16 protein-coding genes are annotated in these 15,243 nt (G+C 62.3%); 8 read left to right on the top strand and 8 right to left on the bottom strand.

The features are described from left to right. Window positions 1-17: 17 nt before the first annotated feature. The 7 genes from BLW55_RS16045 to BLW55_RS16015 form a co-directional block, all read right to left on the bottom strand. The gene (locus BLW55_RS16045; protein ID WP_090329465.1) at window positions 18-755 is read right to left on the bottom strand and encodes a 16S rRNA (uracil(1498)-N(3))-methyltransferase; all 738 of its coding nucleotides are present in this window, start codon (window positions 753-755) and stop codon (window positions 18-20) included. Between the two features lie 31 nt (window positions 756-786). Continuing rightward, entirely contained in the window at window positions 787-1,431 is a 645-nt protein-coding gene (locus BLW55_RS16040) for a hypothetical protein (RefSeq protein WP_090329464.1), read from the bottom strand. Between the two features lie 322 nt (window positions 1,432-1,753). Then, window positions 1,754-2,494, bottom strand: coding sequence for a metallophosphoesterase (locus BLW55_RS16035; protein ID WP_007009694.1), 741 nt, complete (start codon window positions 2,492-2,494; stop codon window positions 1,754-1,756). A gap of 3 nt (window positions 2,495-2,497) precedes the next feature. Continuing rightward, the gene (locus tag BLW55_RS16030) at window positions 2,498-3,172 is read right to left on the bottom strand and encodes a LutC/YkgG family protein (protein WP_007009695.1); all 675 of its coding nucleotides are present in this window, start codon (window positions 3,170-3,172) and stop codon (window positions 2,498-2,500) included. Then, window positions 3,169-4,608: a LutB/LldF family L-lactate oxidation iron-sulfur protein gene (locus BLW55_RS16025; RefSeq protein WP_090329463.1), complete on the bottom strand. Its 1,440-nt coding sequence runs from the start codon at window positions 4,606-4,608 to the stop codon at window positions 3,169-3,171. The genes BLW55_RS16030 and BLW55_RS16025 overlap by 4 nt, the downstream gene beginning before the upstream one ends. After that, window positions 4,608-5,381 carry a (Fe-S)-binding protein gene (locus BLW55_RS16020; protein ID WP_090329462.1) on the bottom strand — a complete coding sequence of 258 codons (774 nt, stop codon included), beginning with the start codon at window positions 5,379-5,381 and terminating at the stop codon, window positions 4,608-4,610. The genes BLW55_RS16025 and BLW55_RS16020 overlap by 1 nt, the downstream gene beginning before the upstream one ends. Before the next feature lie 33 nt (window positions 5,382-5,414). Then, window positions 5,415-6,200 (bottom strand): FCD domain-containing protein, encoded by a 786-nt coding sequence (locus BLW55_RS16015; RefSeq protein ID WP_090329461.1) that lies wholly within the window; start codon window positions 6,198-6,200, stop codon window positions 5,415-5,417. Window positions 6,201-6,381: 181 nt separating this feature from the next. On the opposite strand from BLW55_RS16015, the gene BLW55_RS16010 reads away from it, so the two are divergent. The 6 genes from BLW55_RS16010 to glcF all read left to right on the top strand — a co-directional run bounded on the left by BLW55_RS16010 (window position 6,382) and on the right by glcF (window position 12,895). Then, the gene (locus BLW55_RS16010; RefSeq protein ID WP_090329460.1) at window positions 6,382-7,752 is read left to right on the top strand and encodes a DUF3422 family protein; all 1,371 of its coding nucleotides are present in this window, start codon (window positions 6,382-6,384) and stop codon (window positions 7,750-7,752) included. Between the two features lie 78 nt (window positions 7,753-7,830). Beyond that, window positions 7,831-9,327, top strand: coding sequence for an FAD-linked oxidase C-terminal domain-containing protein (locus BLW55_RS16005; protein ID WP_090329459.1), 1,497 nt, complete (start codon window positions 7,831-7,833; stop codon window positions 9,325-9,327). A 2-nt stretch (window positions 9,328-9,329) separates the two neighbouring features. Continuing rightward, window positions 9,330-9,914: an ASCH domain-containing protein gene (locus BLW55_RS16000; protein WP_244509106.1), complete on the top strand. Its 585-nt coding sequence runs from the start codon at window positions 9,330-9,332 to the stop codon at window positions 9,912-9,914. Next, complete coding sequence (locus BLW55_RS15995; protein ID WP_090329457.1) at window positions 9,911-11,119, top strand: FAD-binding protein; 1,209 nt, start codon at window positions 9,911-9,913, stop codon at window positions 11,117-11,119. The genes BLW55_RS16000 and BLW55_RS15995 overlap by 4 nt, the downstream gene beginning before the upstream one ends. Window positions 11,120-11,160: 41 nt before the next feature. Then, window positions 11,161-11,541, top strand: coding sequence for a DUF4870 family protein (locus BLW55_RS15990; RefSeq protein ID WP_007009703.1), 381 nt, complete (start codon window positions 11,161-11,163; stop codon window positions 11,539-11,541). Between the two features lie 10 nt (window positions 11,542-11,551). Next, window positions 11,552-12,895: a glycolate oxidase subunit GlcF gene (gene glcF, locus BLW55_RS15985; RefSeq protein ID WP_090329456.1), complete on the top strand. Its 1,344-nt coding sequence runs from the start codon at window positions 11,552-11,554 to the stop codon at window positions 12,893-12,895. 81 nt (window positions 12,896-12,976) lie between these two features. Here glcF and BLW55_RS15980 read toward each other — a convergent pair whose 3' ends face one another. Continuing rightward, window positions 12,977-13,798 (bottom strand): L,D-transpeptidase, encoded by an 822-nt coding sequence (locus BLW55_RS15980; protein ID WP_007009705.1) that lies wholly within the window; start codon window positions 13,796-13,798, stop codon window positions 12,977-12,979. 273 nt (window positions 13,799-14,071) lie between these two features. On the opposite strand from BLW55_RS15980, the gene BLW55_RS15975 reads away from it, so the two are divergent. Next, the gene (locus tag BLW55_RS15975) at window positions 14,072-14,710 is read left to right on the top strand and encodes a DNA-3-methyladenine glycosylase I (RefSeq protein WP_090329455.1); all 639 of its coding nucleotides are present in this window, start codon (window positions 14,072-14,074) and stop codon (window positions 14,708-14,710) included. Between the two features lie 214 nt (window positions 14,711-14,924). After that, on the top strand, window positions 14,925-15,221 hold the full coding sequence (gene groES / locus BLW55_RS15970) for a co-chaperone GroES (protein WP_007009707.1): 297 nt from the start codon (window positions 14,925-14,927) through the stop codon (window positions 15,219-15,221). The last annotated feature ends 22 nt before the right edge of the window (window positions 15,222-15,243 follow it).

Below are 15,243 nucleotides of genomic sequence, written 5' to 3'. Positions count from 1 at the left end.
GCGCTTTACCGCTCCACCTATTCCCAGTCACCCACGCTCGCCTGAATGACGGCAAGGGCGGCCACGGCTGCCGTGTCGGCCCGCAGGATGCGGGGGCCGAGCGGGATGGGTGTCACGAAGGGCAGCGCGCGCAACTGAGCGCGCTCGGCCTCGGAAAACCCGCCTTCCGGGCCGACCAGAAGCGCCAGTTTCTTCTCGCGCACAGCCGAAAGCGCCGGCATTGGATTGTTCGTTACGGCATCCTCGTCACAGAAAATCAGGCGGCGGTCCGGCTCCCAGTCGGCCAGAAGACGGTCGAGTTTTACCGGTTCGAGAACCTCCGGCACGGCCAATATGCCGCACTGCTCGGCCGCCTCCATGACATTTGCCTCGAGCCGCTGGGTACCGGGTTTTGCCACCTGCGTGTGCTGGGTGATCACGGGCTGAAGACGCCCTGCGCCCATTTCGACAGCCTTTTGCACAAGATAGTCGAGGCGGCCTTTTTTCAATGGGGCAAAGCAATAAAGGAGGTCGGGATGAGGTGTCTGGGGGCGGGCCTGGCTGGTCATCCGCAGGCGCACCGCCTTGCGGGCGGTCTCGATCACTTCGGCATGCCACTCGCCGTCCCGCCCGTTGAAAACGAGCACTTCGCCGCCTTCGCGCATGCGCAGCACGTTCGTCAGGTAGTGAGCCTGTTCCCGGCTGGTTTCCACCTCGGCACCGGAAGTGAGGGCGGCATCGATGAAAAGCCGCTGCAGTTTATAGTTCGCTCGCATGCCGGTCTGATGGTGGATCGACGATGCCACGTCAAGAGCCGATGCTTGCGTGCCAGACCGGGGAATACCCCTCGCGCAGCGCTGAGACGGTCAAGGCTGGCGTAAGCAGTTGAACAACCGGCGGGGGTCTGTCCGGTGAGGGGGCGCTTCGGTAGCCCTCAAAACGCCACTCATACAGCGCGCCACCGCGAAGTGCATATGCCCGCTCTCCAAATGCGATCATGGAGCCGTCGGGCAGATCCTGCAACGCCTCTGCAGCGATGGGTTGTGCTCTGCCCGTGACCGCTAGCCTTTGTCCATGAAGAGCTGAGTCGAGACGGGGAGCCTTCAGCATCTGATCGTTCTCCGCCGCACGCGCGCATGCCAGGAAGCGCGTCGCCGCCTCGCGCCGGCAGAAGAAACAGGGGCGGTGGCCCGCGGCAAGGGCTGTCACCTCATCGAGAAAAAAGAGCTCCGTCCATCCCGCCGTGCCTGTCGGGCTGTTCCTCCCCATCACCTCACGGCGGCGCCCCCTGAAGTCGCAGACACAGATGATCCAGGCCCTTGTCGTCCAGCGGCGGCGCAGGAGCGTTTTCGTTTGAGGATCATGGATCACGCCGCGATTGCCGGTGAAAAGCCCGCGCGCGGGAGTTGTATCAATGCGTCCAAATGGAGTAACGCGGTTTTGCAGCGGCATGGGCTTTTCCCCGTTTTCCGGAGCCTGTCATAATCTATGTGGGTATTGGCATATAAATTGTTTCAATCTTAAGCTGTTTATGTTTATTGCAGCCTGCGCGGCACGGGGAGCCGTGTTTTATTGACCTTCAAGGGGACTTGGGCCGGATGACCATCGGGCGTGCGACTGTCGTGTTTCTTATCACTGTTTCTGCTTTCACGCTGATCGGGGCCAGGCTGCTTTCGGCTGGAGCCACCGGGGACCATCATCCCGTAGACGGCTACGGCATTTCTGCCGCAATCGACTAAGGTCCTGACCCTAGCTCGGGCGCTGCCATCCGCTCTTAGCAGGCAGCCTCGATCAAGGTCTTTTCCCGACCTTCCATTCTGAGCGCCGTCAGCCGGCCACTGTGCCATGCGCCTGTATCAAGGTTGATGCGGTTTTTACAGAGTTCCGCCGCGCGCACGGGCGTGTGGCCATGCACGATCAATTTGGGATGAAGCCCTTCGAATGCGTGGAACTCGCGCCTGATCCAGATGAGATCGTCCGCCGACTGGGCATCCAGGGCGACGCCCGGCCGGATGCCTGCGTGGCAGAAGAAGAAATCCCCGAACGAGACTGAATAGGGCAGCGTCGCCAGAAACGCCCTGTGGCGCCGCGGCACTGCGCGAACGAGCGCCGTGTGGCCCGGCATCATCCTCTCATGCGATGTGAGATCAATCTCGACACCGTAGGAAAGCGCAGTCTCGAAACCGCCATTGCACGCGAACAGGCCGAACGGGTCGGGATTCGACAGGAAATCGAGAAAGCCCAGATCGTGATTTCCGGCAAGCGTTATGACGCGCGGGTCGCGCTCGCGCAGATTGGCGAGATACTCGATCACGCCGCGTGAATTGGCACCGCGATCGACATAGTCACCCAGGTAGACGATGCGCCAGTCGGCGGGGCGATCATGAAGGATTTCCTCCATGAGCCGCGCATGCATCGCGGCCAGCAGATCGTGCCGGCCGTGAATGTCTCCAACCGCGTAGAGGCGCAGGCCATGGGGCGTCGAAGCCTCATCATATGAGACTCCGGCGGCCATTCTTCACTCGTCGACGACGATGAGGTGCAGCGCGCGCGGCCCATGTGCACCAAGCAGCATGGTCTGCTCGATGTCGCCGGAGCGCGATGGACCGGTAATGAGGTTCAGCAGTCTTGGCATGTCACCTCTGCCATATTTGCGCCTGAGGCGCGAAATCACCGTTTCAAGATCACCGGCAATGTCCTTTGCGTCAATGACAATGATGTGGTGATCGGGCACGAAGTTGACCGTGGTCGGATTGTCCTTGCCCGAAGGCAGGGCGACCGTGCCGGTTTCCGCGACGGCGGCAAATGCGTGACTCACACCGACTTCGTCCGCGGGGTCAGCTCGTCCAAGCTTCACCTCAAGCGATTTCTGGCTCGCCCAATCCATGCGCTTGAGACGCCTGTCATCGCCCATGCGAACGGAGGGCGCCAGATTCTTGGAGCGCAGATAGTGGGTCACGGCCTTCGGCACATCATCTGACTTTTTCACGCGCTCCACCGTGGCCGTGACGGCCTCGGCCATGCGGCAGAACAGAGCGACGCGCTCTTCGCCATCCACCTGCCCGCGGGCCGGAATGAGCCCGCGCGGTGTCTTTGCAAGGCGCTTTTCGACGGCTTCGCGCCGTGCAGCATCATCGGTGGAAACGGACGCTGCCGCCCGCAGCTTGCCAAGAATGGCCTCGCGCGTGCTCATGCTGATGTCCCTCCCTGCTTCAAGGTCTCGCGGTCGCGCCATTGCTGCATGAAGGTGCGGCTCTCGGGCGCTGGAAGATCGCGGTGCCGCGTCCAGCCACCGGCAAAGGGCAGCGAACGGAACCAGCGGCGACGCCCGGCGAGACCTGAGAGGGTCGGAATCGCCATGGAGGTGGCAAGACGATAAAGCCCTGGTCGGCGGGCGAAGAACGCCCAGAAACCGAGGCCGAAGCGCTGCGCCGCTGGGTTGAGCCCCCGCTCGAACTCGCGCTCGCGCCAGTTGCGCATCATGCGCGGCAGCGGAATCTGCATGGGACAGACGGATTCACAGCGCCCGCAGAAGGTGGAGGCGTTGGGCAGATGCCCCGCCTTGTCGACGCCGACCAACGAGGGCGTGAGCACCGAGCCCATCGGCCCCGGATAGACCCAGCCATAGGCATGGCCGCCGACCGCGTGATAGACGGGACAATGGTTCATGCACGCGCCGCAGCGGATGCAGCGCAGCATCTCGTGAAATTCCGTGCCGAGCATGGATGAGCGGCCATTGTCGAGCAGGATGACGTGATATTCGTCCGGACCGTCGGGATCGTCCGGGCGGCGCGGGCCGGTGGAGAGCGTGGTGTAGACGCTCATGTCCTGACCCGTGGCCGAGCGGGCCAGAACGCGCAGGATCTGGCTCGCATCCTCCAGCGTCGGCACGACCTTTTCGATGGAGGCAACGACGATGTGGACGCGCGGCAGCGTCTGCGTGAGATCGCCATTGCCTTCATTGGTGACAATGATGGAGGTGCCGGTTTCGGCGACAAGGAAATTCGCGCCGGTAATGCCCACATCCGCCTGAAAATATTGCGGGCGCAGGATCTGCCGCGCCTCGCCAAGCAAGGACTCCGGCTGCGAAAGATCGCGCCCGGACGGAAGCTCGGTGTGAACGCGGCGGAAATCCTCTTCCACCTGTTCCTTGTTGAGATGAAGTGCGGGACCGATGATGTGGCTTGGATGTTCGCCGCGGAGCTGGATGATGTATTCGCCAAGATCGGTCTCGACCGGTCGGACACCTTCCTTCTCAAGGAAATCGTTGAGCGCGATCTCCTCGGTGATCATCGACTTGCCCTTGGTGACGGTGCGCGCGCCAGCGGCGCGGCAGATGTCGAGCACAGCCTGGCGGGCATCTTCCGCCGTCTCGGCCCAGTGCACCCGGCCGCCCGAGGCAATCACCTTGCGCTCATAGGCTTCCAGATAGAGATCGAGATGTTCGAGCGTGTGATCCTTGATCGCGCGGGCGGAAGAGCGAAGATCCTCGAATTCCGGCAGTGCATCGACCGCTTTCTTTCGCTTGCCGACGAAACCGATCTTCGCCTTGCCCATGGCGCGCTGCAATTGCTCATCGGCAATCGCCTTGCGCGCCTTCTGCTTGAACTGTGGAGACTGGATTTCCATCAGCGCCCTCCCCCGCCGATTGCCGGCTTGTCTGTCATGCCGGCCAGAACCTCGGCCACATGGCGAACCTCAACCCTGCTGCCCTGCCGATGCAGCTTGCCGGCCATGTTCATGAGACAGCCAAGATCACCGGCAAGCAGCGTACCCGCCCCGGCAGCCTCGATGCTGGCCGTCTTTTCCTCGACAATCTTGTTGGAAATGTCGGGATATTTGACACAGAACGTGCCGCCGAAGCCGCAGCAGACATCGGAATTCTGCATTTCCTTGAGCTCCAGCCCCTCAACCGAAGACAGGAGCGCGCGTGGCTGTTGCTGGATACCGAGTTCGCGCAGGCCCGAGCAGGAATCGTGATAGGTGACACTGCCCTCATGACGGGCCGGCACTTGCCTGACGCCCAGCACATCGACCAGGAAGCTCACCAGCTCGTGCACGCGGCCGGAAAAGGCCTCCGCCCTCGCCTCATAGGACGTGCCCTTGAGAAGCGACGGGTAATGCTTTTTGAGCATGCCCGCGCAGGAGCCCGATGGCGCGACGACATAATCAAACTCCTCGAAGGCCTCGATGGTCTGGCGCGCGATGGCCGCGGCATCTTCCCGGTCGCCGGAATTATAGGCCGGCTGGCCGCAGCAGGTCTGCGCCATGGGCACCTCGACAATGCAGCCCGCCTCTTCCAGAAGCTTGACGGCGGCAAACCCGACAGTGGGCCGGAACAGGTCCACCAGGCAGGTGACGAAAAGGCCGACGCGCTTCGGTTGGGTCTTGTCTTCTTTCAATGGTTCTTCTTTCGCTGGCTCAGGTTCGCTTGCTCATGCTTGTGCCGCCTCGCCGCCGCGCTGCTGGAGCCGGAGCCGCGATATGCGCTGCCAGTCATCCGTGCGTTCGGCGTGAAAGGTGGCCTTTTCGACGAAATCGATATGCGCAATCGCAGCCGCCCGTGCCGCTTCAGGATCGCCGGCGGCGATTGCCGCATGGATCGCGCGATGCTGGGCAAGGAGCGTGTCGCGCGCATCGGACAGTTCATAGATGCGGGCGCGGTTCAGGAAAACGCCATCGGCGAGGAGCCGGTAGCAGGCGCGCAGCGTGTGCAGGAGCACAATGTTGTGCGCGCATTCGCCCACTGCATTGTGAAACTCCACGTCGCAGGCCGCTTCCGCCTCGAAATCCTCCGCAGCGTGGGCTTCGTCCATCCGCTTCATGATCGCCGCAAGGAGCACCAGGTCTTCGGGCGTCGCGCGTTTTGCCGCGAATTCGGCGGCGACGGCCTCCATCTCGCGGCGGTATTCCAGATAATCGGCGGTTGCCTTGTGATGCGTGGCGATCAGTTCACGCACCGGCTTTGTGAACACCTGGCCAATAATGTCGGCCACATAGGTGCCGCCGCCGTGGCGCGTGAGGATCAGGCCCCGCTCTTCCAGCGTTTTCAGTGCGTCGCGCAGGATCGGACGGGATACATCGAGCTGGCGCGCAAGCTCGCGCTCGCCCGGCAGCCGGTCGCCATCGCGCAGCACGCCCTCGAGAATCAGCGTCTCGATCTGCCGGATGACGCCATCCGCCGTGCGGGCATGCTCAATTCTGGAAAAAACCGCGTCCACCGGCTTCGCCGTCTCGCTATCCACTCGCTTTGTTGGCGCAGATTAGCGCGACCGCACACGACTGGTCAATTAATTTGCCCAATTCCGCCGTCGACGGGCGCTGGCAGACACGCATTGCGCCCCGCGCAAAGGCAATAGCATACTTGCAGAAGGTCCATCCTGAGACAGACGGCAAGGCACAATGAGCCAACAAGACGGGGAACAGCTTGTCGTAATCGGCACCGACAGGCCCGAGGCTTCATCCACGGAGACACTGGTGACAGGCAGCGTCCTGGGCTTTCCCGCCCATGACGGGCGCGCCGGGGCGCTGGGCGAAGTGCATGCGCGGCCGCACGCGCTGCTTGAAGCGCCGCGCCTCATTATACAGCTCTCCTTCATGACCGAGGGTGGCTCTGCGGTGGATCAGGCAGTGTTGGCCGATCTTTCGCGCCGCCTTGGTGTCGCCCCGCCACAAACCAATGCGCGCCACCACGCGATGAAGTGGGGCAAGGGCACGCTGCGCTGGGAGCGGCACACGGAATTTTCGAGCTATCAGTGGGATTGTCCGATCTCGCCGCGCACCGGAAAGCCGCTTGAGGAATCCCCGTTCGGAAACGGCTTCAGCCCACCCGGAACCGCCATATCGGGCACGCGGGTGGAAATCCGCAAATGGACGAGCGCGACGGAAAGGCTGGTCGGCGCGTTCGATCCGGCAAGCCTCGGCTATTCGGTGGTGGAGGGCGGACGCGCCGCCGTCGCCACGGATTTCCGGCAGGATGGCGACGGGCTGACCCGCATCCTGATCCTCGAGAAGGATCTGGCGCCGGCCCGTATCGGCGCGCTCTCGCAGCGCCTGATCGACATCGAAACCTACCGCACGCTTGCCATGCTGGGCCTGCCGCTGGCGCAGTCGCTTTCGCCGCGCCTGCGGCGCATGGAGGATCAGCTCGCGGCCCTGACGGCACGCATGCGCCAGCGTGAAAAGCACGACAGCCACGCGCTTTTGAGCGAGCTGACGGAGCTTGCCGCTGATCTGGAAGCCGATGCCGCCGCCAGCCTCTACCGCTTTGGCGCTAGCCGCGCCTATCACGGCATAGTCGAGGAGCGGCTGGAAACGCTGAACGAAGCACCGATGGCCGGCTACGAGACCTGGGCCGCCTTCCTGCAACGGCGTGTGGCACCCGCCATGCGCACCTGCCGCTCGGTGGAAGAGCGCCAGGCCAATCTTTCGCGCAAGCTGACGCGTGCGGCAAACCTGCTGAGAAGCTGGGTGGATGTTGAAGTGGAGCGACAGAACCGCGACCTGCTCGCCTCCATGAACCGTCGTGCGCAGTTGCAATTGCGCCTGCAGCAGACAGTCGAAGGCCTCTCCGTTGCCGCCATCTCCTACTATGTGGTGGGGCTGGTGGGCTATGTTGCCAAGGGCGCAAAACCCGCCCTGCCCGGCCTGTCGAGCGAAATGATCACCGCCGCCTCCGTTCCCGTGGCCGTTTTGTGCATCTGGCTTCTGGTGCGGCGCATACGCCGCCACCACGCCCGCGAAGATGCCAATATAGGCACCGGGGCGGATTGACGCAGGCACGCTTTCCACGCAGCATTTACAGAACCGTCAACACACTGGTAAATTGAATGAACCAGTGAGGGAGTTTTGATGTCCGGCCTGAAAATGCCGCAGGCCAATGCGGCAACCCTGAAGAAGCGCGCCGAAATCGTCGCCGACATGCGCATCATCGTGCCCGGTGAAGGCGTGGTGGACACGGAAAACGAAATGCGCGCTTTCGAGAGCGACGGGCTGACCGCCTACCGCCAAATGCCGCTCGTCGTCGTCTTGCCCGAAACGACGGCGCAGGTCTCGCGCATCCTGAAATATTGCCATGAGCGCAACATTCGCCTCGTGCCGCGCGGCTCAGGCACTTCGCTTTCCGGCGGGGCCCTGCCGCTGGAGGATGCGGTACTCCTGGTGATGAGTCGCTTCAATCGCATTCTCGACATCGACTATGCAAACCGGGCCGTGGTTGCGCAGCCGGGCGTCACCAATCTGGGGATCACCCATGCAGTTGAACAGGAGGGCTTTTATTACGCGCCCGACCCCTCCTCGCAGATCGCCTGTTCCATCGGCGGCAATGTGGCAGAGAATTCCGGCGGCGTGCACTGCCTGAAATACGGCCTCACCGCCAACAATGTGCTGGGCATCGAGATGGTGCTGATGAATGGCGATGTCATCCGGCTCGGCGGCAGGCATCTTGATGCCGAGGGCTATGACCTGCTCGGCCTCATGACGGGCTCGGAGGGCCTGCTCGGCGTCGTGACCGAGGTGACGGTTCGCATTTTGCAGAAGCCGGAAACGGCGCGCGCGCTTCTGATCGGCTTTCCATCAAGTGAACAGGCGGGCCAGTGCGTGGCCGAGATCATCGGTGCGGGCATCATTCCAGGCGGCATGGAAATGATGGACGGGCCTGCGATCCGGGCTGCGGAGGATTTCGTTCATGCGGGCTATCCACTGGACGTGGAAGCGCTTCTGATCGTCGAGCTCGATGGGCCGCAGGCGGAGGTCGACCATCTGATCGACCGGGTGGAAGCGATTTCCAGGGAGAACGGCGCAACCACCAGCCGCGCCTCGACATCAGATGAGGAACGCGCCGTGTTCTGGGCCGGACGCAAGGCCGCTTTCCCGGCTGTGGGCCGCATCTCGCCCGATTATTACTGCATGGACGGCACGATCCCCCGCAAGCAGTTGCCGCGGGTTCTGGCGGGCATGCGCGCGCTGTCTGAAAAATACGGGCTGCGAGTCGCCAATGTATTTCATGCGGGCGACGGCAATCTGCACCCGCTCATTCTCTACGATGCAAACAAGCCGGGCGAGTTGGAGAAGGCAGAGGATTTCGGTGCCGACATTCTGCGGCTGTGTGTGGAAGTCGGCGGGGTTCTGACCGGGGAGCACGGTGTCGGCGTGGAGAAACGCGACCTGATGCCCGAAATGTTCACCGAGGACGATCTGAACCAGCAGATCCGCGTCAAATGCGCTTTCGATCCGAACCATCTGCTCAATCCCGGCAAAGTGTTTCCCCAACTGCACCGCTGCGCCGAGCTTGGCCGGATGCACATTCACCGCGGGCAGGTGCCCTTCCCGGAACTGGAGCGGTTTTGAGCGTGCTGTTCAAACGCGCCATACTCGAAGGCATCGCGCGAGGTGAGGTTACCCTCGCCTTTCGCCGCTGGAAGCGCCCCACGGTGAAAGCTGGAACCCGCCTGCGCACGGCTCTCGGCGAACTCTCGATCGGGCGCGTCGAAGCTTTCGATGAAGCCTCGCTAGATGATGAAAGCGCACGCCGTGCCGGCTTCACCTCGCTTTCCGAACTGAAGGGCAGCTTGCACGACAGCGCGGAACGCCTGCTTTTCCGCATTGAGCTTAACGGGATCGAGGCCGACCGCAGAGTTGCACTGCGCACCGCGTCCAAAATCTCTGCCCACGAACGCCAGGCCATTCAGGATCGGTTCCGGCGCTGGGACCGGGCCGCCCGGCACGAAGGGTATCATCTTCACGTCCTCTCCCTGATCGCAGAAAACCCCGCGACTGCAGCCGCCGAGCTCGCCGCCAAACTGGATATGGAGAAGCTCAGCTTCAAGCGTGATGTACGCAAACTGAAAGAACTTGGCCTTACCGAAAGCCTGGATGTCGGATACCGGCTCTCCCCGCGCGGGCACAGCTTCCTTAATGAGAATGAGACATCGTGACCGAATTCCTTCCCAACAGCGCCGAAGAGGTTCTGGAAACCATCCAGTGGGCGGTTTCTGAAGAATCCCCGCTCGAAATTCTCGGCCATGGTTCGAAGCGCGGCATCGGTCAACCACTCCAGACCGAGCACACGCTCGATCTGTCGAGACTGGCCGGCATCACACTTTATGAACCGGAGGAACTGGTGCTTTCAGCGAAAGCCGGCACACCGGTTGCCGAGATCGTGGCTGCGCTGCGCGAGCACAATCAGGAACTCGCCTTCGAGCCGATGGACTACGGCCCACTTCTCGGCGGCGAGGCCGGACGCGGCACGCTGGGCGGGCTGCTTGCGGCCAATCTCTCGGGCCCACGCCGGCTGAAGGCAGGGGCCGCGCGCGACCATGTGCTCGGCGTTCACGCAGTTTCAGGCCGTGGCGAAGGTTTCAAGTCGGGTGGGCGCGTTGTGAAGAACGTGACCGGGTACGACCTTTCCAAGGGGCTTGCCGGCTCCTGGGGCACGCTCGCCGTTGCCACCGACATTACGATGAAGGTTCTGCCGGCGGCGGAAACCGAGACCACATTGTGCATTGCCGGGCTGGAAGACGCAGTTGCGACCGAAGCCATGGCGACCGCCATGGGGTCGAGTGCCGAGGTTTCGGGCGCAGCGCATCTGCCCGAAGGGGTGGTCGGCCGTTTCATTGACGGTGCGTTTTCGGGCGGCGGGCAGACCGTGCTGCGGGTGGAAGGATTTGGACCTTCCGTTGCCTATCGGATTGACCTTCTAGCCCGGCTTCTGGGTGGGTATTGCACCATCGGCACGCTGGAAGGAGATGCCTCACGCCGGCTGTGGCGCGAAGTCCGCGATTGCCAGCCTTTTGCGGACGGGACGCCCGCGCCCGTCTGGCGTGTTTCCGTCACGCCGTCGCGCGGTCACGAACTGGTTGACGCCTACCGCCGGGCCGCCGGTGCCAATGTCTATTACGACTGGCAGGGCGGCCTGATCTGGATGCGCATGGAGGCCGATCCCGAGGCGGAAATTCTGCGGAAAATGATTGCGCATTTCGGTGGCGGGCACGCCACGCTGGTGCGTGCACCGCTCGCGGTGCGTGCGGCGACGCCCGTCTTCGAGCCGCAATCGCCGGCCCTTGCCGCCCTCTCCGCCCGCCTGAAGGAGCAGTTCGACCCCAAGGGCATCCTCAATCCGGGACGCATGGCGTTCACCTGAAGCCATGATAGATTGCCGCTGAAACAATGGAGGGCGCACCCATGAGTGACATGCAGCAGACCCCTGATGAAACCCGCAAGACGGACCGCTGGCTGGAACCCGGACCAACCAACATTCAGGTCATCTATATTCTTTATCTGGTCGGCTTCGTCATTGGTATTTCGGCTCTGGTGGGCATCGTGATTGCCTATATGAACCGCGGCAAGGCCAGCGGATGGCTCGAAACGCACTACACCTGGGCCATTCGCACATTCTGGATCGGTGTTCTGTTCGGTTTCGTCTCGGCCCTCTTGATGGTCGTCGGCATCGGTTTTCTTTTGATGATTGCGGTTGCGATCTGGGTCGTGGTGCGCTGCGTGATCGGCCTGCAGGCCGTGGGCCGGAACGAGCCGATCAAGAACCCGCAAAGCTGGCTGATATAGAAGAAGCGCCGTGCAGACCAATTTTACTCCCGAGCAGCTTTCCGATCCGCATGTCGCGGAGGCGGAATCGATCCTGCGCAAATGCGTGCATTGCGGCTTCTGCACGGCCACCTGCCCGACCTATGTCACGCTCGGCAACGAGCTCGACAGCCCGCGCGGGCGCATTTATCTCATCAAGGACATGCTTGAGAACGGCAGGCCGGCCGACAGGGAAATCGTCACCCATATTGATCGCTGCCTTTCCTGCCTTGCCTGCATGACCACCTGCCCCTCGGGCGTGAACTACATGCACCTGGTGGATCACGCCCGCGCGCACATCGAAAAAACCTATCGCAGGCCGGTGCTCGACCGGCTGATGCGGTCGGTCCTGGCGCAGATCCTGCCCTATCCGTCGCGTTTTCGCGCCGCCTTGAAGCTAGCCCGCTTCGGCCGGCCCTTCGCGGGGCTCTTCCGAAATCTGCCGGGCATGAAGCCCGTCGCAGCCATGCTGGACCTCGCCCCGCGAACATTGCCGCGAAAGCCTGAAGACAGCCAGCGCCTTTCGGTGGAAAAGCGTGGACGTGTCGCGCTTCTGACAGGCTGCGCGCAATCGGTTCTCGATCCTGGTATCAACGCCGCGACCGTCCGGCTGCTTGCGCGGCTCGGCGTGGAAGTGGTGCAGCACCCGGAAGGTGAAGGGTGCTGCGGCGCGCTGGTGCATCACATGGGCCGCGAAGAGGATGCTCTGGCCGCCGCGCGGCGCAATGTGGATGCCTGGACACGTGAAATCGAGACCGGCGGGCTCGACGCGATCGTCATCACGGCGTCCGGCTGCGGTACGACCGTCAAGGATTACGGGCACATGCTGCGGCTCGACCCCGCCTATGCCGAAAAGGCTGCCCGCGTGGCGGTGCTTGCCAGAGACATCACCGAATATCTGGAAACGCTGAGCCTCCCCGAGCCGATTGTCGAACCCGGTCTCACCGTCGCCTATCACTCCGCGTGCTCCATGCAGCACGGGCAGAAGATCAGCCGCGAACCCCGCGCGCTCCTGCGCAGGGCGGGCTTCGTGGTGCGAGAACCGCGCGAAGGACATCTGTGCTGTGGCTCAGCCGGCACATACAACATTCTCCAGCCAGACATCGCCGCGCGGTTGCGCGACCGCAAGGTCCGGAACATCGAAGCGACGGGTGCGGCGCTCATCGCCACCGGAAATATCGGCTGCATGACCCAGATCGGTTCGGGCACGGAAATGCCGGTCGTGCATACAGTGGAACTTCTCGACTGGGCCTATGGCGGGCCGAAGCCGGCAGCTCTGCCCGACGCAATCGTGAGCCGGGAACAACGAGAGGCGGCGCTGACTGCAGCGGAATGAGAAAAGGGCGATGCTCCCCCAAGCATCGCCCTTCTCCATCTACCCGGCAGTCCCCTTGCCGGGCATCCCCCGCTTATCCAGTCACTTCACCACCACATTGGTGCCGACCGGAATGCGGTTATAAAGGTCGACCACATCCTCGTTGCGCATGCGGATGCAGCCGGAAGACACCGCACGGCCGATGGTCCAGGGCGCGTTGGTGCCGTGAATGCGATAGAGCGTCGACCCGAGATACAGCGCGCGCGCGCCAAGGGGATTGGCCGGGCCGCCCTCCATTTTCACCGGCAGGATCCTGCCCTTCGCTTTTTCGCGTTCGATCATCTCAGCCGGCGGATGCCAGTCCGGCCATTTGCGCTTGTTGGATATCTTTTCAGTACCAGTCCAGTTGAAACCTTCCTTGCCGACGCCAACGCCATAGCGTTTCGCCTTGCCACCCTTCAGCACCAGGAAGAGGAAACGCTGCCTGGTGTCGACAACAATGGTTCCTGGAGACTGGTCGGTCTCGTACTCCACGACCTGTGGCAGCCATTTGGGATCGCTCATCCGCCAGGAGCGTTCATTCAGGGGAAAGGGCTCGCTCGCACGTGGTATAAACGCCACCCTCTGCGGGGGCTTTGCCGGTTGGGTGCCACTGACCGGCATTTGATGACGCGGCCGGTAATCGCGGCGTGCGCTGTTGCGTTCACGTGCATTGCGGGCACGCTGGTAGGTGCGGTACTCCACAGCCTGCTGGGTGCGTTGCTGCGCCAGCACGGGCGAACTGCGTAGCTGCATCACCCAGGGAGCGGAAAGATCAGGACTGACGAGAACCGGCGGCGGCTCCACATATCGATCCTGGGCCTGCGCCCCCCAGGAAAATAGCAGCACGGTCGCAAGGCCGGCCGCAAACAACATCGACTTCATGACAAACTTCTCTCTACCATTCGTCACAGATTAAACAGACCACGCGTCCTCGAAAATTGGCTCGAAAACGGGTGGCGGCGAAGGGCAAACGCACCCTATGCGCCTGTCCGTGTCAGTATGCTGACTCGAAGCTGCAACCGAATGGTGAATCGATACTCGTAAAATGCGATGTATTGAAAATACCATTTGGCATGGTTACCGGCGCGTTCAAAAAGCTGGTGAACATATCGCTAAACCGGGCTGATTTCACATTAACCAGGGAATTCCACACACATGAGCGAAGAAAAGACCGGCCTGATCCTTGGCGCCGACGGCAAGACCCGATGCTTCTGGCCGGGCGACCTGCCGGACTATCTCGACTATCACGACAATGAATGGGGGCACCCCGTTTCCGACGATCACCGGCTGTTCGAGAAAATCTGCCTGGAAGGGTTTCAGTCCGGGCTTTCATGGCTGACGATCCTGCGCAAGCGTGAGAATTTCCGGGAAGCCTTCGACGGTTTCGACTTCGAGCGCGTCGCTCGTTTTACCGAAATGGATGTGGAGCGCCTCCTGGGCAATGCCGGCATCGTTCGTCACGGCGGCAAGATCCGCTCCACCATCAACAATGCGCAGCGCGCGATCGAACTGTGCGAGCAGGAAGGGTCTCTTGCCCACTATTTCTGGCGCCACGAGCCACAGCCGCATGAACGCCCTGATCCCGTCGACTACAAAACGCTGACGGCCAATCCGACAACGGAGATATCCACCCGCATCTCAAAGGACCTGAAAAAGCGTGGATGGTCCTTCGTTGGCCCCACCACCGTCTATGCCTTCATGCAGGCCATGGGGCTGGTCAACGATCATATCGAGGGGTGCTGCTGCCGGGCAGCGGTGGAGAGGAAGCGCGAAGCGTTCAAGAGACCCGCCTGAGCCGGGCAGGGTTTTCCGCGCCAGATCGAAAAACCGGTCGGCGGCTGCGAAATTTGTACCAGATTCCGCGCACGAAAATCTTGACTCCGAATTTGGGGCTTACTATCTCAAAGCCGCGTTAGCACTCTTGCCAAGGGAGTGCTAACGAGAGGTCCGGCGTCCGCCGGACGGAGGAAAAGCCTAATTCATCATCCGAATCAAGGGTTCAGAGAACATGGCCAACACGAACTTTCGCCCGCTTCATGACCGCGTGGTCGTCCGCCGGGTCGAGTCTGAAGAAAAGACGGCAGGTGGCATCATCATTCCCGACACCGCCAAGGAGAAGCCGCAGGAAGGCGAAATCGTTGCAGTCGGTTCCGGCGCGCGCGACGAGGCGGGCAAGCTTGTCCCGCTGGACGTCAAGGCTGGCGACCGCGTGCTCTTCGGCAAGTGGTCGGGCACCGAAGTCAAGCTCAATGGCGAGGATCTCCTGATTATGAAGGAATCCGACATCATGGGCGTCATCGGCTAATCCACGCCACCACATCAAAACG

The organism is Nitratireductor aquibiodomus (assembly GCF_900105565.1).
In the GTDB taxonomy this organism is placed as follows: Bacteria; Pseudomonadota; Alphaproteobacteria; order Rhizobiales; family Rhizobiaceae; genus Nitratireductor; species Nitratireductor aquibiodomus.
The sequence above is the reverse complement of the archived record's forward strand: the minus strand, read 5'-3'. Positions and strand labels throughout refer to the sequence as shown.

Excerpts from the sequence above, each read along its gene's own strand:
- groES (WP_007009707.1), top strand. The coding sequence starts at position 14,925 with ATGGCCAACACGAACTTTCGCCCGCTTCATGACCGCGTGGTCGTCCGC.
- BLW55_RS15980 (WP_007009705.1), bottom strand. The coding sequence starts at position 13,798 with ATGAAGTCGATGTTGTTTGCGGCCGGCCTTGCGACCGTGCTGCTATTT.
- BLW55_RS16045 (WP_090329465.1), bottom strand. The coding sequence starts at position 755 with ATGCGAGCGAACTATAAACTGCAGCGGCTTTTCATCGATGCCGCCCTC.
- BLW55_RS16005 (WP_090329459.1), top strand. The coding sequence starts at position 7,831 with ATGTCCGGCCTGAAAATGCCGCAGGCCAATGCGGCAACCCTGAAGAAG.
- BLW55_RS16025 (WP_090329463.1), bottom strand. The coding sequence starts at position 4,608 with ATGGAAATCCAGTCTCCACAGTTCAAGCAGAAGGCGCGCAAGGCGATT.
- BLW55_RS16040 (WP_090329464.1), bottom strand. The coding sequence starts at position 1,431 with ATGCCGCTGCAAAACCGCGTTACTCCATTTGGACGCATTGATACAACT.
- BLW55_RS16035 (WP_007009694.1), bottom strand. The coding sequence starts at position 2,494 with ATGGCCGCCGGAGTCTCATATGATGAGGCTTCGACGCCCCATGGCCTG.
- BLW55_RS16030 (WP_007009695.1), bottom strand. The coding sequence starts at position 3,172 with ATGAGCACGCGCGAGGCCATTCTTGGCAAGCTGCGGGCGGCAGCGTCC.
- BLW55_RS16010 (WP_090329460.1), top strand. The coding sequence starts at position 6,382 with ATGAGCCAACAAGACGGGGAACAGCTTGTCGTAATCGGCACCGACAGG.
- BLW55_RS15975 (WP_090329455.1), top strand. The coding sequence starts at position 14,072 with ATGAGCGAAGAAAAGACCGGCCTGATCCTTGGCGCCGACGGCAAGACC.
- BLW55_RS15990 (WP_007009703.1), top strand. The coding sequence starts at position 11,161 with ATGAGTGACATGCAGCAGACCCCTGATGAAACCCGCAAGACGGACCGC.